The organism is Sphingobacterium sp. CZ-UAM (genome assembly GCF_002000245.1).
In the GTDB taxonomy this organism is placed as follows: Bacteria; Bacteroidota; Bacteroidia; order Sphingobacteriales; family Sphingobacteriaceae; genus Sphingobacterium.
The window spans coordinates 1,459,929-1,478,693 of sequence record NZ_MTCM01000001.1; the positions used below are offsets into that span (position 1 = coordinate 1,459,929).

Genomic DNA, 18,765 nt, shown 5'->3' on the forward strand with positions numbered 1-18,765 from the left:
TTAATTTTTTAAAGAGAATCTAAAAGATATAGCATGATTTCAGAAGTATTTATTAAGAGGCCAGTTACCGCAATTGTTATTTCGATATTGATTTCAATTATCGGGATCATTGCAGTATCTACGTTGCCAATTAGCCAGTATCCTTCTATTGCACCGCCAACTGTTACAGTTACAGCAAACTATACAGGAGCAGATGCACAGACGGTTGAACAAACCGTGACGACTCTTATTGAGAGTCAGATCAATGGTACACCAGGCATGATTTATATGTCGTCCAATAGTACTTCAAATGGTCAAGCAACAATTACTGTGACATTTGAAGTAGGAACGGATATCGATATAGCAACCTTAGACGTACAAAACCGCGTAGGAATTGCGGAACCAGCCCTTCCTGAAGCGGTAAGACGTTTAGGAATTACAACCCGTAAAGCCAATAACGATATCTTGATGTTGGTTGCTTTAACTTCACCAAAAGGAACAAGAAGTGAAAATTTCTTGGCAAATTACAACAACTTATACGTTAAAGATGCATTGTTACGTGTTAAAGGCGTCGGTGATGTAACCGCTTTTGGGCAACCCTTCTCCATGCGTGTATGGCTAGATGCAAACAAATTAGCCAATCTGAGCATGACACCTGCCGATGTATCCACAGCAATTGCGGAACAAAACTCCCGCATACCTGGCGGTAGCGTTGGTGGACGTCCACAAGAGTCCTCTACGGTATTTGAATATCCCGTCATTACCGATAGTGACCTTTCTAATCCCGAGGACTTTGAAAACATCGTTGTAAAAACTAACAGAGATGGATCTATCGTACTTTTAAAGGATGTTGCTCGTGTTGAATTGGGTCAATTCAATTATGGTACATCGTCTACCGTAAATGGCATGACATCGTCTGCAATGATGATCAATCAGACCCCGGGCGGAAATGCCGTAGAATCTGCAAAAGGTATTGTCGATGCTTTGGAAAAATTAAAGAAATCTTTTCCAACCGATGTAGATTATACGATCAGTTACGAGACGGTGTCGGTTGTAAATGCCTCTATTTCTTCGGTTATCCACACCTTGGTTGAAGCATTGATATTAGTAACAGTGGTGGTATTTTTCTTCCTTCAAAGCTGGCGGGCAACATTAATCCCTGTACTGGCTATCCCCGTATCCATCATCGGTACCTTCATCTTCTTCCTGATGTTTGGTTTTTCGGTCAACAACCTGACCATGCTTGCCTTTGTATTGGCCATTGGTATTGTGGTGGATGATGCCATCGTTGTGGTGGAAGCTGTCCAGCACTATATCGACCATTATAAACTGGATGCGAAAGAAGCAACACGTCGTGCCATGGGCGATATCACCGCTCCGGTTATTGCAATTGCATTAATCTTGGCTGCGGTATTTGTTCCCGTTGGTTTTATCCCTGGGATGGTCGGTAAATTGTATCAACAGTTTGCAATCACCATTGCGGTGTCGGTTATGTTGTCTGCATTTATCGCACTTTCGTTAACCCCGGCATTATGTTCGATTTTATTAAAGCCGACAGCAGTACATGAAGGCGCTAAAGGTTTGAATAAATTTTTCTACAAATTTAATATTTGGTTTGAAAAGGTGACCATCAGATACTCGAATGGTGTAAAACAGGCCATCAAAAAAGCACCACTTGTATTGATCATTCTGTTATGTATTTTTATCGGAACAGGCTGGATGTTTACAACCAAACCAACAGGATTTATTCCTTCTGAAGATGGTGGTGCATTTTTTGCAGGGATAACTTTACCAGAGGGTTCTTCCTCTGCGCGTACAAATGAAGTTCTTAAAGAGATTGAGGCCGATCTACATAAGACGTTTCCCGAAATCAAGTATGTTACCGCAATTTCAGGTATCAATATCCTGAACCGCGCATTTAAATCCAATGGCGCAACAGTGTTCGTTTCTCTTAAACCTTGGGAAACCCGTACACGCACAGCAAACGATATCGCTGGTATGATTATGGGCAAATACCAGGGCTATACCAAAGCAAGAGTATTGGCGGTAACGCCACCGGCAATCCCAGGTCTAGGTACATCTGGAGGTTTCTCGTTGCAGGTACAGGATTTACAGACTGTAAATATCAAAGATTTCGAAGCGACAGTCGGCAAATTCTTGATGGCTGCCAATCAACGTCCAGAAATTGGAATGGCTTATACCCTGTTTAACACCAACTCTCCAAACTACAAATTGGAAGTAAACCGTGAACAGGCAAAACGTATGGGCGTGCCTATCTCAAGTATTTATTCGACAATATCATCCTATTTGGGTAGTAGCTATGTGAATGATTTTACGAAATATGGTCGTAGTTACCGCGTCGTGACACAAGCTGATATTCCATACCGCATGAATATTGAAGACATCAACAAACTGTATGTCAACAATGTTTCAGGAAACCCTGTACCTATGGGTACCCTGGTCAAGTATGAATTGATGACTATGCCTTCAATCATCAACCACTACAATATCTTTAGAAGTGTCGAGATCAATGGTAGTTCTGCCCCGGGTTATTCTTCCGGAGATGCATTGAAAGCCTTGCAAGAAGTTGCTGCACAAACATTGCCTGAAGGATTTGACTATCAGTTTTCCGGTCTTTCATTGCAAGAAATGCAGTCCGGGTCAAAGACTGTTCAGATCTTTGCCTTGTGTATCCTGTTTGTGTTCTTACTGTTGGCAGCATTGTACGAAAGTTGGTCGGTACCATTCTCGATCCTCCTATCCGTTCCTTTAGGGGTATTTGGAGCGATCCTGACCTTAACGTTGATACCGTCTCTAGATAATAATATCTATGCACAAATCGGTTTGGTCACCATCATTGGTCTTGCGGCCAAGAATGCGATCCTGATTGTGGAATTCGCCAAAGAGCGGGTAGATATCGGGATGAATCTTTATGAGGCTACGTTAGATGCTGTAAAATTGCGTTTACGGCCGATTATTATGACCTCTTTTGCCTTCATCCTCGGTATTATTCCGCTGATGTTGTCACACGGGGCCGGTGCGATCTCCCGCCAGACAATCGGCTGGACGGTATTCGGTGGTATGACTGCAGCAACTCTTTTGGCAATCTTTATCGTTCCGGTTCTATTCGTTGTGATCACACGAATGGCTTACGGTAAGAAAAAATTGGCTGAATTGGAAGCTAATTTTGATGAAGAAAAAGCGAAGAACTTAAGTGCGCATTAAGCTAATAAGCAATTGTTGTAGATGCTAAAAGCATCTTGTATTTCATACGACGCCTTTCCTTCTGACGAAGGAAAGGCGTCTTGCTTTTTGTGCTTCCAATTATAATTTTTAATTTTACCACACACTATTAAATAGATATGTCACCTGAATCACAACGTAAATTTGAACAGTTAAACCTTCTTGCCGAGCCCTATGACGCCTTATTATTTGATGTCGATGGTACATTGGCCGACAACATGGATGCCCATAAACAAGCCTATAAAGCCGCGGCCAAACATTATGGCGTTGAGCTGGATGTTAATCTTATCGATGAAACAGCCGGTTGGCCGACAGTTGCTGTAGCCGAGGAAATCAGTAAACGCTATGAAGTAGACTTTGACTATCAGGAGTTCTCCACACTAAAGTCTACCATATTTCGGGATGAATATGTCTTTAAAACAAAACCTGTAGACTATGTTGTCGAACATTTAAAATATCAAAAAGGTAAAAAACATATTGCCGCTGTATCAGGTGGTACAAGAACTACCTTGTCGATGACCCTAAATACAATTGGTGTATGGGATGACCTGGAAACACTGGTTTGTGCCGGTGATACGCCGGAAGGAAAGCCCTCACCACAACCATTCCTACTGGCTGCTTCACAGTTAAAGATTGCGCCCGAAAAATGCCTGGTCTACGAAGACGGGATTCCCGGAGTTGAGGGTGCTAAGGCTGCTGGAATGGGCTGGGTGCGTGTAGATGAACTATAAACAAGTTAAACAACGAACAATATAAAAAGCCCACGAATAGAAAATTCGTGGGCTTTTTATATTGATGTGCCCTCCTTTTTCGGCCGTAGCAGCAGAAAGGCTCCATTCCTACTATCTGGGATAATTTTTTGTTAGAAGCTGGTGATAATTTTCACCCCGCCGTTACTATAATTCAGGTCCGACGATCTTAAGCCACCGACCGGAATTTTATAATAGGGTTCCACAGAGATGGAAAGCTTCCCAACTTTCTGTTTTCGTCCGACCGAAAAATTCACAAAACCATTCACACCTTTATCATCCACATTTTTCTCCGTGGATTTTTGCTTATACTCCGTATTATTGGTTTCATAAATGGTTGCACGTTCCTGATCCAATACACCAACATAAGAAACCCCAACAGAAGTATAAAAATTCTTATTGATCGCATAACGTACATCAACAGGGATATCCACCGTTAGGATTTTACCCGAGACACGTTCATTGCTTTTGGCTTCCTTTGCATCGGCTAAACCCTTCGCAAAAGCATTGCTCAAACCACTGGGTTGCGAAAGATAACTTGGTGCGTTCATTTCAAAAGAATTGGAAGCCATGGCCGGTGTAATAGGTGTATTTCCCGAAACAGCACCATAATGTTGGATGGAAGCCCCTGATCGAATACTGATCTTACTTGAAACATTATAGGCCAGGGCAACTCCCCCGCCAAGCGTGATACTTTCAGAAGTGGAAGCCGGAGACACAAATGCGCCCATTTCCCATTTTCTATCAAGGTCATCATTGGATTTCACCATCACACTCCCCTTCCGATTTCCCTGTTGTCCAGCATATAGCGCGGCAAGACGTGCAGCTTCACGCTGGGTCTGTGTAGAAGAAACCGTAGTATTTGAGTTCGCTGATGTCACATTTGAATGTGTTGGTGTGGCAACCTGAGTCCCAGCCATGATATCAGCCGAAGCAGTAGCTATAGGATCATCCAGATTGATCTGTGCGGATAATGTGCTATTTCGCAATTGCATGGTCTGACCATTCAAAGCGGCGAAACTATTTGATACATTGATCTTATTTCCACGCACTGCCTTTCCACCAAATAAGACAAACTGTTGTTCTCGCTCGTTATCGGCAGGTTGGCTTTCCACTTTCGAATAAGTGAATGGTCTATCCCGCAATAGCTCTTGTGCACTTAGCCCCTGCTCTCCAGTGACAGCAGACAATGAGCGTTGAATAGATTCTTTTAAATCTTTATTATCGGCGAGAACCTCACTATTTTTATCATTTTGTGTTAAAATTGCAGAAGACGGAGCTACCGAAGAATTATTTTTCAAACCCCAATAGCCCACACCAAAACATAAAAGTACAGCGGCTGCCGCACTCCAATATTTCCAGGCGGAAGAAGGCGGCGCTGCTACCCCATGCTTTGATGCAAACTTTTCCCAGGAGCCTTCCCGATATGGTAGCTCATGGTCTTTTAATTGCCCAATGATTTCTTCTATCAATTCTTTTTTCTTATTGCCTTCCATTGTAACAACAATATTTATCTTATTTCCTGAACGACACCTGTATAGTCCAGGTATAATTTTCTCAGTTTTTGTTTTGCCCTCGTTAGATAAGTACGCGAAGTACTATCCGGTATATTTAGCATCTGGGCAATTTCATCATGTGAATACCCTTCTATTTCATAGAGATTAAAAATAGTTTTTTGAATTTCCGGAAGCTGATCCAACAGGCTCAGGATTTCATTCACCTCTAACCGGCTTTCCAATTGAACCGACGGCGTATGCATATCCCCTTCCGCCATATCCTCAACAGAATACAATTGTTTTTTACCCCTCAAAAAATCAATAGAGATATTGGCAGCGATTCGACCGATCCAGGCCCTAAATGATTTTTCGAGGTTCTCCGCATCGATATCCATATTGAAGGATTCCAATTTTCGAAAAATCCGGACAAAGCTCTCATTCACAAGCTCCTCCGCATCCACATCTTGTTTTACATAACGGATAATGATTGCCATGAGATAGCCATAATATTTTTTATAGACGAAAGCCTTTCCGTCCTCACGATTTCGCAAGCAACGTTCCAGGGCATCATGTAAAGATGATAGCTTCTTGTTATAAAAATATGACTGAATAATTCCCACTTAAACTATTTAAATATTAAGCTTCAAATAACGAAAATAAAATTATAAAACTTAAAATCAAATAGTCGAATGTCCCCGCTTAATATCACTATTTAACTATTTTTATTCTCCTAACGGTTCCTGTTTGTATTTCGCTACAGGGTTTTCAAAAAAATCAATAAAAAGAATAGAAAAAAATGGCTATTTTTGCATGATTTTCACATTTTAAATATTATTCAGACCGAATGAGTACTGTATTATCCGAACAGGAACAACTTAGAAGACAGGCGATGCAATCGTTGTTGGATATGGGAATCGAGCCTTTTCCAGCAAATGAATTTGTCGTCAACGCACACGCCGCCGATATTTTAGATAACTACGATAGAGATAAATTGAATTATAAGAACATCACCATTGCCGGACGTATCATGAGCCGTCGTGTCATGGGAAGTGCCTCTTTTTTTGAAATTCAAGACGCTACCGGACGTATCCAGGCCTATATCAAGCGTGATGACGTATGTCCTGATGAAAATAAAGATCTCTACAATGTTGTTTTCAAAAAACTATTGGATATCGGTGATATCGTAGGTGTCAAAGGATATGTGTTTACCACGCAGACCGAAGCGATCGCAGTACACGTTGAGGAACTTACCGTATTGTCCAAATCCTTGCGTCCGCTTCCTGTGGTTAAATCCGCTGATGGCAAAACATTCGATGCTTTTACGGATCCCGAGCAACGTTACAGAATGCGGTATGTAGATCTGATCGTGAACCCGGCCAACAAAGATATATTTGTAAAACGCACCAAACTTTTTAATGCCATGCGTCAATTCTTTAATGACGCCGGTTATATGGAAGTAGAAACACCAGTCTTGCAATCGATCCCAGGAGGTGCTGCAGCACGTCCATTTATCACGCATCACAATGCGCTGGATATTCCCTTATACCTTCGTATTGCGAACGAGCTTTATTTAAAAAGACTGATCGTAGGTGGTTTTGATGGGGTGTACGAATTTTCCAAAAACTTCCGTAACGAAGGAATGGACCGTACGCATAATCCAGAGTTTACGGCGATGGAAATCTATGTCGCTTACAAAGATTATAACTGGATGATGGATTTCACGGAACGCCTGTTGGAACATTGTGCGCTCGCTGTAAACGGTACTACTGAAGCCACATTCGGTGAACATAAGATTGATTTCAGGGCACCATATAAGCGCATCTCAATGACCGATTCCATTAAAGAATTCACGGGATTTGATATTACAGGTAAATCTGAAGAAGAAATTCGCATTGCAGCAAAAGGTATGGGAATCGATGTCAACGAGACAATGGGTAAAGGTAAGCTGATTGATGAAATTTTCGGTGCTAAATGTGAGGGAAACTATATTCAACCCACATTTATTACGGACTATCCAAAAGAAATGTCCCCGTTGACAAAGAAACATCGGGACAATCCAGATTTAACGGAACGTTTCGAGTTAATGGTCTGTGGAAAAGAGATCGCTAACGCGTATTCTGAATTAAATGACCCAATTGATCAACGCGAACGTTTTGAAGAGCAGCTGAAACTATCAGAAAAGGGTGATGACGAAGCCATGTTCATTGACCAGGATTTCTTGCGTTCATTGGAATATGGTATGCCGCCTACTTCTGGCTTGGGAATAGGTATGGACCGTCTGATTATGTTCCTGACAAATAATGCCTCTATTCAGGAAGTATTGTTCTTCCCACAGATGCGTCCAGAGAAAGTGGCAAAAGTTGCTGATGTCAAAGATTATGAAGAACAAGGTATTCCGGCAGCCTGGGTACCAGCATTGCAAAAAATGGGCTTTACAACCATTGAAGCATTGAAAGACGCTAACCCAAATAAAGTTTTTAATGACCTGGGTGGTATGCGTAAAAAATTGAAACTAGAAATAGCAATGCCAAGTAAAGAGGAAGTACTTGCTTGGTTTAACTAATTGAATATAACCATCAGGAGCGTGTCCGAAATAGATCGGACACGCTTTTTTTTGCCCGCAGCCCCTACTCCTTTTTTGATCAACGCCTTTTCTATCAATTCACTTCCAGGTCCTTAAACCACTTACGCAGATCTTCAGCTCTCCATAGCCCACAAGTTTATAATATCTATCCCGTTCAAAACAGCATATCCAAATAGTACAGAACACAACATCGACGGTTAAAAATAAATTGTTATCGCCGTTTAATAGGATGACCAGAAAGAACTTACTGCTGGCATGCATATCAGTTCGTGCTTTCGATAGTATGATGATTTTATTACAAAAACCCAGCCTACAAATGGATGTGCTAAATTGAGAACATTTTCTATATTTACGTATCTTGAATTAAAATAGCTTTAGCGTATGAAGAGCATACTTGCCCTTGACGGAGGTGGTATTCGGGGAATTATTCCAGCTATGATACTGGTGGCTCTGGAGGAGAAATTACAAAAAAAGACAATGGATCCCAATGCACGGATCGCTTCCTATTTTGACTTTATTGCCGGCACGAGCAGTGGCGGTATTCTGACAAGCATCTTGCTCTACCCCGAAGAAGGAAACCCCACACATCCGAAGTTTTCAGCGCGCGACGCTCTAAACCTATTTGTCAATCACGGAACAGAGATCTTCCACACCTCCAAATGGCGGCGTTTTCTGGGTGGATTTGGTCTGGTCAGTGAATTGTATTCTTCAGTAGCTTTATCAAATATTCTGGACAAATATTTTCAAAATGCACGCTTGAGCCATCTGATCAAACCATGTATCATAACGGCTTATAATATTGAATTACGCAAAAATCATTTTTTCAGACAGCAAAAGGCCATCACGCACGGTGAGGCACGCGATTTCTATCTGAAAGATGTCTGTAAGGCCACCTCAGCAGCTCCGACCTTTTTTCCCGTTGCCGAAATATATTCGATATCAAACACCCGATATCCACTCATTGATGGTGGTGTATTTGCGCAGAATCCTTCGATCTGTGGTCTTCTAGAAGTGTTAAAAGCATTCAACAGTACACAGATAAATGATGTATTTATGGTCTCTTTGGGTACCGGAGTATCAAAGACCGCATACAACTACGAGCATTTCAAGAAAAAACTTGCAATCCAGATCGGCCCTGCCCTCGTCGATATCATGACAAGCGCATCCTCCGAGAGCACCGAATTTTTTATCAAACAATTATTCCGGAACAATGGCAAGGAACAGAATTATGTCCGTATGGAACCGGCAAACCTGTCCAGTATCAATGCCTCCCTGGATGCTGCCTCACCAAATAATATCCAGAAGCTCATATCCCTGTCCGACAAGCTGATCAGTGAACATGAAGACACTTTGGATTATATCATTGAGCACCTCATTAAAGAAAAGAACCAGAATAAGAAGAAAAATCCATGGAGCAAGTTGATGGATAAGTTCTAAAAGGTTACTTTTACGCATATTTAAATCTATTATGGCATTAAACTACGTTTGGGTTGCATTTTTTTTGATCACATTTGCCGTAGCCCTGGTAAAACTAATCTTTTTCGGAGACACTGAAATCTTCCAAAAAATTGTTAACTCTATCTTTGACAGTGCTAAAAACGGGGCGGAAATCTCCCTGGGACTGATCGGTATGATGAGTTTCGCTTTAGGAATAATGAAAATTGGTGAAAAGGGCGGCATGATCAATATCTTTGCAAAACTTGTAGGACCTTTCTTCCATAAATTATTTCCCGAAATTCCGAAAAACCACCCCGCCCTGGGCTCTATCCTGATGAATTTCTCCGCGAATGCACTTGGTTTGGATAATGCCGCCACCCCACTGGGCCTTAAGGCCATGAAGGAACTCCAGGAGCTGAATCCCAATAAGGACACAGCAACCAATGCACAGATTATGTTTATTGTGCTCAACGCCTCGAGTCTGACCTTACTGCCGATCTCTATTATGGCTTACCGCAAGGAGGCCGGAGCGCCGGATCCTTCGGATGTCTTTCTGCCGATCTTGATTGCGACCTTCTTCTCTACTTTGGTCGCACTGATTTTAGTAGCTATTTACCAGAAAATAAACCTGTTCAACCGGGTTGTTTTAGGCTATTTAGGCGCCATGTGCGTATTTATTGGAGGGCTGTTGTATTATTTCTCAGGTCTACAGCAGACTGAAATTGAAGTTTTTAGTAAAGTATTTGGTAATGTAATCCTATTTAGCCTGTTCACCTCATTTATAGGTTTAGCCCTGTTCCGCAAAGTGAACGTCTATGATTCCTTTATTGAGGGGGCTAAAGAAGGTTTTGAGGTTTCAGTCAAAATTATCCCCTATCTGGTGGCTATGCTGGTCGGCATTGCAGTCTTTAGAGCTTCAGGGACGATGGATTATATGGTGGCTGGAATATCCAAAGGTATAGCCCTATGCGGTTTGGATACATCTTTTGTTGACGCACTTCCGGTTGCATTTATGAAACCATTAAGTGGTTCGGGGGCCCGGGGACTAATGGTTGACCTCATGAATGCCAAAGGTCCGATGGACTTTGCCGCCCGGGTTGCCTGTGTTATCCAAGGTTCCACCGAAACAACATTTTATGTACTCGCGGTCTATTTTGGAGCTGTAGGTATAAAACGGACGAGACATGCGCTACCTTGTGCAATTTTAGCTGAATTGGCAGGCGTTGTAGCGGCTATTATTATCTCTTATATCTTTTTCAAATAGGGTCGATCATCAGCATTCGATCACAAACAATGGTAAGCAATAAAACGGATGAAAATAACAGCTCTTTAACGAGCCAAAATGAGGATCAACTGCCTATCATTCGTTGAACAAGAGATTAAAGTCTTTGAAAACAAATACATCGAAAAAAAGTACAAACAAATATTAGATACGGATGAAAAAAACAATCGCATTGATCGCCCACGATGGTAAAAAACCCGAAATGGTTGCTTTCGTCAAAGACCACCAAAACCTGTTGGAACATGCTAATATTATCGCAACAGGAACAACCGGTTCTTATGTACGACAAACAGGTTTACCTGTGGAGTTAAAGTTAAGCGGGCCTATGGGCGGCGACGCACAGATTGCTGCATTGGCCGCTGAAGGTAAAGTCGATGGTATTATCTTTTTTCGCGACCCACTCGGCAAGCATGCACACGAACCCGATATACAGATGTTAATGCGGGTATGTGATCTCTATAATGTTCCTTTGGCAACCAATCCGGCTACCGGGAGCCTAATTATTGAAGGCTTATTGGAAGACCTCATCGACTAAAGAAAACTATTTTATTCAAGCTCAAGAAAAACTATTTTATTCAAGCGATGGAAAATGAAGTTATTGTCACCATAGGTGAAACACCTTATACCACAACTGTAAAATATGGTAAGCACCAGATTATTGCCGATGAACCCGAGGATCTGGGAGGCCAAGACCAGGGTATAAACCCAACTCCGCTTTTACTTTCTTCCTTAGGGACATGCAAAGCGATTACGGTAAAAATGTACGCTGACCGAAAAAATTGGCCTCTGGAGGAAGTTATAATCCGTCTTTCACACGAAATTCAGACCAGCGAGCAACAACAGACTACCTACATACAATGCCACATCAGCTTTAAAGGTGATTTAGATGACGAACAAAAAAAGAGACTATTTAAGATTGCTGAAAAGTGTCCCGTGCATAAAATCTTGACTGATCCCATTGTAATAACTTCAAATCATTTGTAATTGTTTCTTGGGATAACGGACAACACTATTTATATTTGTCCGCACAAAAAATCTTCATATCAGCATCCATGCTATTGTGGCAAAAGGATACCGAAGGTTCTTATCGACTTTTAAATAGAGCAGAAAGGACTCAGGGATGAAAGAATAGGCAGGAATCAAGAATACATACACGTTCAATAAAAATAGCAAAGCGATGCAATTGGATCCACAAATAGCAATAGACTCTCCTTTTAGATCAATTAAACGGGAAGACTGGAAAAATCTAAATGGAAAGATATTGCACAATTTCAGCTCTGAAGATCTTGAAAATCTACATGCACTCAATGAGCCATTGACCAATCAGGAGATCGAAGAGGTTTACGTTCCTTTGAGCCATCTGCTAGAAATTCACATTGACCGTTTCCAGAGCCTGCATCAGCGAACAAATCGTTTTTTTAGTAAAGAAGAGAGCAAATTACCCTATATCATTGGCATCGCAGGATCTGTAGCGGTAGGAAAAAGTACAACGGCGAGAGTATTGCAACGTGTACTGAGTATGTTACCATCCAAACCAAAAGTTGACCTGGTCACAACAGATGGCTTCCTCTACCCCAACCAACAATTGATCGAAAGGGGTATTCTCAACCGCAAAGGTTTTCCGGAGAGCTACGACGCAAAACGATTGATACACTTCCTCTCCGCGGTTAAGTCTGGAGCACCTAAGATCACTGTTCCGGTCTATAGCCACCTGGTGTATGATGTCCTGCCTGACGACCAACAGCAGATCATTGAACAACCGGACATCCTCATTGTAGAAGGTATCAACGTATTGCAGGTTAACTCACAACGCCCCCGCAAGGGACATAGTGTCTTCGTTTCGGATTTCTTCGACTACTCCATCTATGTACACGCTAGTGAGAAAAATCTTATCGAATGGTACACCAATCGGTTTGAATCCCTACGTGCAACAGCCTTCCAGAATCCGGCTTCATTTTTTCATAAATATGCAGATATGTCACCCGAAGAAAGTCATGCCATGGCTGTGAACATCTGGAACGAGATCAACAAACCCAACCTGATCAAGAATATATTACCCACGCGTTATCGGGCTGACCTCATCCTCGAAAAAGGGAGTCACCATTTTGTTAAGAATGTGAAGGTCAGAAAAATTTAATTGACACTTCCCCTAAACTGTAGCACTTCATTGAGAATTTTGCTCTGCACCTGCTGATGAATCCGGTTGCTTGACGATATGGTACTGACTTCAACTTTATATTTTACATAGTCTTTGCCGAGGTCGGCTATCTTCACTAAAAATCCCTGCCCATGGTCCAGATTTGGATTATCCTGAAATAAAGGTTTAAAATACTCCTCCAGCTCCTCCACAGCGACCGCATGGTCAACCGGCAGTTCGAATTTTACGACAATTTTATTGGACTTCTGTGAGGTCTTGTTGACCAACGTCGCGGTAAACACCAGGTTATTCGGAATCATTACTGCATCATCATCCTCGTCCCTGACAACCAGATTGGCCAATGTAATATCGACGATTTTGCCCTGATATTCTCCAATTTTAATGCGATCGCCTACAGAAAACTGATCCGAAAACATAATAATCAGTCCCGATATCATATTGGTAATATACTCTCTAAAAATAACAGCAATCGCCATCGCCACAATAGTCATGCTGGTTATAAAATCCTTCGGGTTGATCCCGACAGCAATCATCACACTGACAATAATAAAAAATACATTTCCCACGGTTGCTACACGCGTAATTCCCAGCACAAAGTTGCCGCGGACAATCTGGTGTTCATTTCTGCTATTGTAAAGCTTAACCAGGATAAAATGACCGATCGAAATCAGTACACTGGCTGTCAGAAACGTGTTCAGTCCGTAGGCCATATTCCGAATGACCTCCCGCTGCTTATAAAAAGCCTCGAATTGCACAAATGAAGCGGTCAACGCAATCAGCAGGATAATCCGGGCAATAAAGGAAATAGAAATCGCTTTCGTCATTTTTAAACATTGATGATGTGCAAATAAAAACAAATTTATCGTTTTATCCACGGGGGCCAAAGATTTTTTTTGCCCTATGGAGTGACTAAAATGTTGCATAACTAAACAATTTTGGTTTAGGTAAAAAGCATTATCAGGAAATACCTATCTTTGCTTAAAGACATTACATGCTATTAAATGAAGGAATCCAACGTGCAAACTGAACTCAACGTAACCGGAATGCATTGTACAAATTGTGCTATTTCAATCCATAAATACCTGGAAGACAATGGAGCTAAGGAGATCTACGTTGATTTTGCTTCAGATGAAGTGAAATTCTCCGATATTCCCCCGGATCAGGTTCCACAGCTCGTTAAAGGAATAGAATCTTTGGGTTATAGAGTGGTCAAGGACAAAGACAGCAAAGTCAGCTTCTGGAAGTCAGTCGAATTTAAATTCCTGATCTGTCTGCTCTTTACCATTCCATTGTGGAGTCATATGGTTGTGAGCCACCCGCTGTTGCATGATCCCTATATACAACTGGCTTTCTGCACGCCGGTCTATCTTATTGGCTGTCTTTATTTTGGCCATAGTGCCCTACGCTCGCTATGGAATAAAATGCCCAATATGGATGTGCTCATCTTTGTGGGATCCACTGCGGCATTTGTTTATAGTGCTATTGGTACATATTATAAACTTGGACATGATTATCAATTTTACGAGACCTGTGCGACCATCATTACCCTGGTTTTTATGGGGAATGTGCTCGAAAGACGTGCTGTTACCAAAACCACATCTGCGATCAAGGATCTGGTTAAATATCAAGACATTAAGGCGATTAAAATCGTAGACGATCAGGAGATTGAAATCACCGCTAAAGAGGTCAAATCCGGAGATATCCTGAAAGTAAATACGGGCAGCCTGATTCCGGCGGACGGCGACATCCTCGATGGACACGGCTGGATCGACGAATCAATGATCACGGGCGAGAGTTTGCCCATCGAAAAAACAAAATATGAAGCTGTTATTGGCGGCACACTGCTGACTGCTGGCAATATCAGAATCACAGCGACCAAAGTGGGATCTAAAAGTGTTTTTTATCAGATCATTCAGTTGATCAAAGATGCACAACACAAAAAACCACCCATTCAGAAATTTGGTGATAAAGTAGCAGCTTATTTTGTTCCTATTGTTGTTACTATCGCCTTTTTCACTTTTTTTATTGCTTATTTTATTGCCCAGCTGCCCTTGCAACAGGCCTTGATGAATGCTATTGCAACGCTTGTTGTATCCTGTCCTTGTGCGATGGGTCTGGCTACTCCAACAGCAGTGATGGTGGGACTTGGCCGGGCTGCCAAGCAAGGTATCCTTATCAAAGGCGGGAGTACAATCGAAGAGTTGTCCGAGCTCAAACAAATGGTCTTTGACAAAACCGGAACGCTGACAACCGGTGATTTTAATATTAAGGCTATTCAGACCTTTGGTATTGAGCAATCCCAGGTAGAGTCTATTATCGCGCAACTGGAAAGTTATTCCAGTCACCCGATTGCCCAATCCATCCGCAGGCAGCTCAAGGAAATAAAGTCATACCGCATTATTTTCAAAGATGTCAATGAAATAAAGGGACAGGGAATATTTGCTACGGATACCAATGGCAACAGCTATTCAATTTGTAATGCTAAGATTGGTAAAAAAGATTATTCCAACCGATACGATCTGACATTGACCATCAATGAAGTCGTCATTGCGGGTATCGTTCTAGAAGACCAGATCAAGCCCTATGCAAAGGAGCTAGTTCAATATTTAAAAGATAAAGGTATCAGACCAATTCTATTAAGCGGTGACCGACAAAGCAAATGCGAACGTACGGCACAGAAACTAGGTATAGCGGATGTGTACTGGGAAAAATCGCCCAGCGAAAAACTAGCGATTCTCTCCGACCTGAAAAAGACGGCTCCGACAGCTATGGTGGGTGACGGCATCAACGATGCTCCTGCCCTTACGGCGGCTGATGTTGGCATTTCTCTAGGTGATTCAACCCATGTCGCCATTCAGTCCGCAAAAGTCATTCTATTGAACAATGATCTGAAATCAATTGAAAAGCTCCTTCAAGTGGGACATCACACGCTGCTGACCATTAAACAAAATCTCTTTTGGGCATTCGCGTATAATATTATCGCAATCCCATTAGCCGCAGTAGGCTTCTTGGGACCTATGCTTGCCGCTTTAAGCATGGCCTTCTCCGACCTCATTGTCATCGGCAACTCGATCCGCCTGCGCTTTAAAAAACTGAAATAAAAACAATACGGCGTAAGTACCAAGACAATCCATAAAAGATTGTCTTTTTTGTGTATATTAGGGTTCAATTCATTCGCTTTTGAGGTTAAATTTTTGTAACTTCGCATGCGTAGCAAGCCAATTAAAAAGGCTTGCTTACTAGTTTTATTGAAACCAAATTCATATGGCTGAAGAAACAGAAAACGACAACAATCTTGTTCCGGCAAACGACCGGATTATCCCAATCAATATCGAGGATCAGATGAAGTCTGCTTACATTGACTACTCCATGTCGGTCATTGTATCCCGGGCTCTCCCTGATGCACGTGACGGCATGAAGCCTGTACACAGACGTGTTCTTTATGGTATGTTGGACTTAGGGGTTACCAGCGGTAAACCTTATAAAAAGTCTGCCCGTATCGTTGGTGACGTATTAGGTAAATATCACCCACATGGTGATTCCTCCGTTTACGACACGATGGTTCGTATGGCTCAAGATTGGAGTTTACGCTACCCGTTGGTAGACGGTCAAGGTAACTACGGTTCCATTGACGGTGACCCTCCTGCGGCAATGCGTTATACTGAGGCGAGATTAAAGAAGATTGCCGAGGAAATGCTTTCCGATATCAACAAAGACACTGTTGATTTCCAAAATAACTTTGATGACTCGTTACAGGAACCGACTGTATTACCAACACGTATTCCGAATCTTTTGGTTAATGGTGCTTCTGGTATCGCTGTAGGTATGGCAACAAATATGGCACCACACAACCTCTCAGAGGTCATTGACGGTACTATAGCCTTCATCGACAACCGTGATATTGAAGTTCCGGAGTTGATGCAGCATATTAAAGGGCCTGACTTCCCAACTGGGGCATTGATCTATGGCTATGCTGGCGTTCAGGATGCTTGTAATACCGGTCGTGGCCGTATTGTCATGCGCGCTAAAGCAGAAATAGAAACGACCAAATCCGGAAAAGAACAGATTATCGTAACCGAGATTCCCTATCAGGTGAACAAGGCCAATATGATTGAACGTACTGCTGATTTGGTCAATGAAAAGAAATTGGAAGGTATTTCGGCTATTCGTGATGAATCTGACCGTACAGGTATGCGTATCGTGTACGATATTAAACGGGATGCAAATGCGAACGTCGTATTAAACAACCTATTTAAATACACGGCACTACAAACCTCTTTTTCAGTCAATAACATTGCTCTAGTTAAAGGAAGACCTATGCTTCTGAATCTGAAAGATATGATTCATGAGTTTGTGGAACATAGACATGATGTTATTGTCAGACGTACACGTTACGAATTGGCAGAAGCTGAAAAACGTGCCCACATCCTAGAAGGTTACCTGATCGCGCTAGATCATTTGGATGAAGTCATTAAATTGATCCGTAACTCCGATACACCAGAAGATGCGCGGATCGGATTGATGGAGAAATTCGGTTTATCTGATCTTCAGGCTCGTGCGATCCTTGATATGACCTTGCGCCGTCTCACAGGACTGGAACACGATAAGATCAAAGAAGAGTATGCTGAATTGATGAAAACAATCGACTATTTGAAATCTGTTCTGGCAGATGAAGATCTCCGAATGAAGATCATCAAGGATGAGTTAATTGAGATCAAAGAAAAATATGGCGACGAACGCCGCTCGCAGATTGTGCATTCTGCCGAAGATATGCGTATGGAAGATTTTATTGATGACGAAGAAATCGTAATCACCATCTCCCACAACAGTTATGTAAAACGTACGCCATTATCTGAATATAAACGTCAGGGTCGTGGTGGACGTGGATCAATCGGAACAAATACACGCGAAGAGGATTTTACTGAGCATATCATTACTGCTTCGGCGCACAACTATATGCTTCTATTCACCGAAGCGGGTCGTTGTTTCTGGTTACGTGCATTTGAGATCCCTGAAGGTAGCCGGACTTCCCGTGGCCGTGCGCTTCAGAACATCATTAATGTTCCGAAAGAAGAGAAAATCAAAGCCTTTATCTTAGTGAAGAACCTGAAAGACCAGGATTACTTGGAGAACAACTTCATTATTATGTGTACTAAAAAAGGTACCATTAAGAAAACGTCTTTGGAAGCTTATTCCCGTCCTCGGGCAAATGGTATCAATGCGATCAACATTAACGATGGCGATCAATTAATCGAAGCATGTTTGACTACAGGAAGTAGTGAGATTGTCATGGCATTGCGTTCAGGTCGGGCAATTCGCTTTAATGAATCTACAGTTCGCCCAATGGGCCGTACTGCGACAGGTGTCCGTGGAATTACTTTATCTTCCGAGAGTGATGAGGTGATTGGCATGATTAGTGTCAATGATTCAGAAACAACTGTATTGGTGGTTTCGGAAAAAGGTTACGGAAAACGTACCGATATCGAAGACTACCGTGTCACAAACCGTGGTGGCAAGGGGGTCAAAACAATCAACGTAACCGATAAAACCGGTGAATTGGTTGCTATAAAAGGTGTTACCGATGCCGAAGATCTGATGATCATCAATAAATCAGGTATTGTTATCCGGATTGCCGTAGAGGAATTACGCGTCATGGGCCGTGCGACACAAGGCGTGAGACTCATTAATCTGAAAGATAACGATGAGATTGCTTCCATCACTAAAGTAGATCGTGAGGAAGAATCAGATGAAGAGACCGTCGATATCGAGAATTCAACAGAAACAGATAACGAAGGATCAGCTTCTGAAGAAAACATAGATTCAAACGAAGAATAAAC

At 42.1% G+C, this 18,765-nt stretch carries 13 protein-coding genes; 10 read left to right on the plus strand and 3 right to left on the minus strand.

Translation table 11 applies throughout. The features are described 5' to 3' along the window. The first annotated feature begins 33 nt into the window (after positions 1–33). Positions 34–3,204, plus strand: a complete 3,171-nt coding sequence (locus BWD42_RS06340; RefSeq protein WP_077434218.1) for an efflux RND transporter permease subunit — start codon at positions 34–36, stop codon at positions 3,202–3,204. Positions 3,205–3,341: 137 nt separating this feature from the next. Then, on the plus strand, positions 3,342–3,953 hold the full coding sequence (locus tag BWD42_RS06345; RefSeq protein ID WP_077434220.1) for an HAD family hydrolase: 612 nt from the start codon (positions 3,342–3,344) through the stop codon (positions 3,951–3,953). Between the two features lie 131 nt (positions 3,954–4,084). Here the strand turns inward: BWD42_RS06345 and BWD42_RS06350 are convergent, their stop codons facing one another. Continuing rightward, positions 4,085–5,467, minus strand: coding sequence for a hypothetical protein (locus BWD42_RS06350; RefSeq protein WP_077434222.1), 1,383 nt, complete (start codon positions 5,465–5,467; stop codon positions 4,085–4,087). A gap of 14 nt (positions 5,468–5,481) precedes the next feature. Then, a complete protein-coding gene (locus BWD42_RS06355; RefSeq protein WP_077434224.1) occupies positions 5,482–6,087 on the minus strand; it encodes an RNA polymerase sigma factor in 606 nt (201 codons plus the stop codon). A gap of 224 nt (positions 6,088–6,311) precedes the next feature. Between BWD42_RS06355 and lysS the strand changes: the two genes are divergently transcribed. From lysS to coaA, 6 genes are all read left to right on the plus strand, one after another. Continuing rightward, positions 6,312–8,030 carry a lysine--tRNA ligase gene (lysS, locus tag BWD42_RS06360; RefSeq protein WP_077434226.1) on the plus strand — a complete coding sequence of 573 codons (1,719 nt, stop codon included), beginning with the start codon at positions 6,312–6,314 and terminating at the stop codon, positions 8,028–8,030. A gap of 402 nt (positions 8,031–8,432) precedes the next feature. Next, the gene (locus tag BWD42_RS06365) at positions 8,433–9,488 is read left to right on the plus strand and encodes a patatin-like phospholipase family protein (protein ID WP_077434228.1); all 1,056 of its coding nucleotides are present in this window, start codon (positions 8,433–8,435) and stop codon (positions 9,486–9,488) included. Between the two features lie 31 nt (positions 9,489–9,519). Beyond that, positions 9,520–10,752 carry a nucleoside recognition domain-containing protein gene (locus BWD42_RS06370; RefSeq protein ID WP_077434230.1) on the plus strand — a complete coding sequence of 411 codons (1,233 nt, stop codon included), beginning with the start codon at positions 9,520–9,522 and terminating at the stop codon, positions 10,750–10,752. Positions 10,753–10,924: 172 nt separating this feature from the next. Then, positions 10,925–11,305: a methylglyoxal synthase gene (locus BWD42_RS06375; RefSeq protein ID WP_077434232.1), complete on the plus strand. Its 381-nt coding sequence runs from the start codon at positions 10,925–10,927 to the stop codon at positions 11,303–11,305. A 47-nt stretch (positions 11,306–11,352) separates the two neighbouring features. Next, on the plus strand, positions 11,353–11,754 hold the full coding sequence (locus BWD42_RS06380) for an OsmC family protein (protein ID WP_077434234.1): 402 nt from the start codon (positions 11,353–11,355) through the stop codon (positions 11,752–11,754). Positions 11,755–11,947: 193 nt separating this feature from the next. Continuing rightward, positions 11,948–12,907, plus strand: a complete 960-nt coding sequence (gene coaA / locus BWD42_RS06385; protein ID WP_077434236.1) for a type I pantothenate kinase — start codon at positions 11,948–11,950, stop codon at positions 12,905–12,907. Here coaA and BWD42_RS06390 read toward each other — a convergent pair. Next, positions 12,904–13,752: a mechanosensitive ion channel family protein gene (locus BWD42_RS06390; RefSeq protein ID WP_077435848.1), complete on the minus strand. Its 849-nt coding sequence runs from the start codon at positions 13,750–13,752 to the stop codon at positions 12,904–12,906. The two genes, coaA and BWD42_RS06390, sit on opposite strands and share 4 nt — an antisense overlap. A 177-nt stretch (positions 13,753–13,929) precedes the next feature. Here BWD42_RS06390 and BWD42_RS06395 point away from each other — a divergent pair, with 177 nt between their 5' ends. Continuing rightward, a complete protein-coding gene (locus BWD42_RS06395) occupies positions 13,930–16,029 on the plus strand; it encodes a heavy metal translocating P-type ATPase (RefSeq protein ID WP_077434238.1) in 2,100 nt (699 codons plus the stop codon). Between the two features lie 163 nt (positions 16,030–16,192). Beyond that, the gene (gene gyrA / locus BWD42_RS06400) at positions 16,193–18,763 is read left to right on the plus strand and encodes a DNA gyrase subunit A (RefSeq protein ID WP_077434240.1); all 2,571 of its coding nucleotides are present in this window, start codon (positions 16,193–16,195) and stop codon (positions 18,761–18,763) included. Positions 18,764–18,765: the final 2 nt, after the last annotated feature.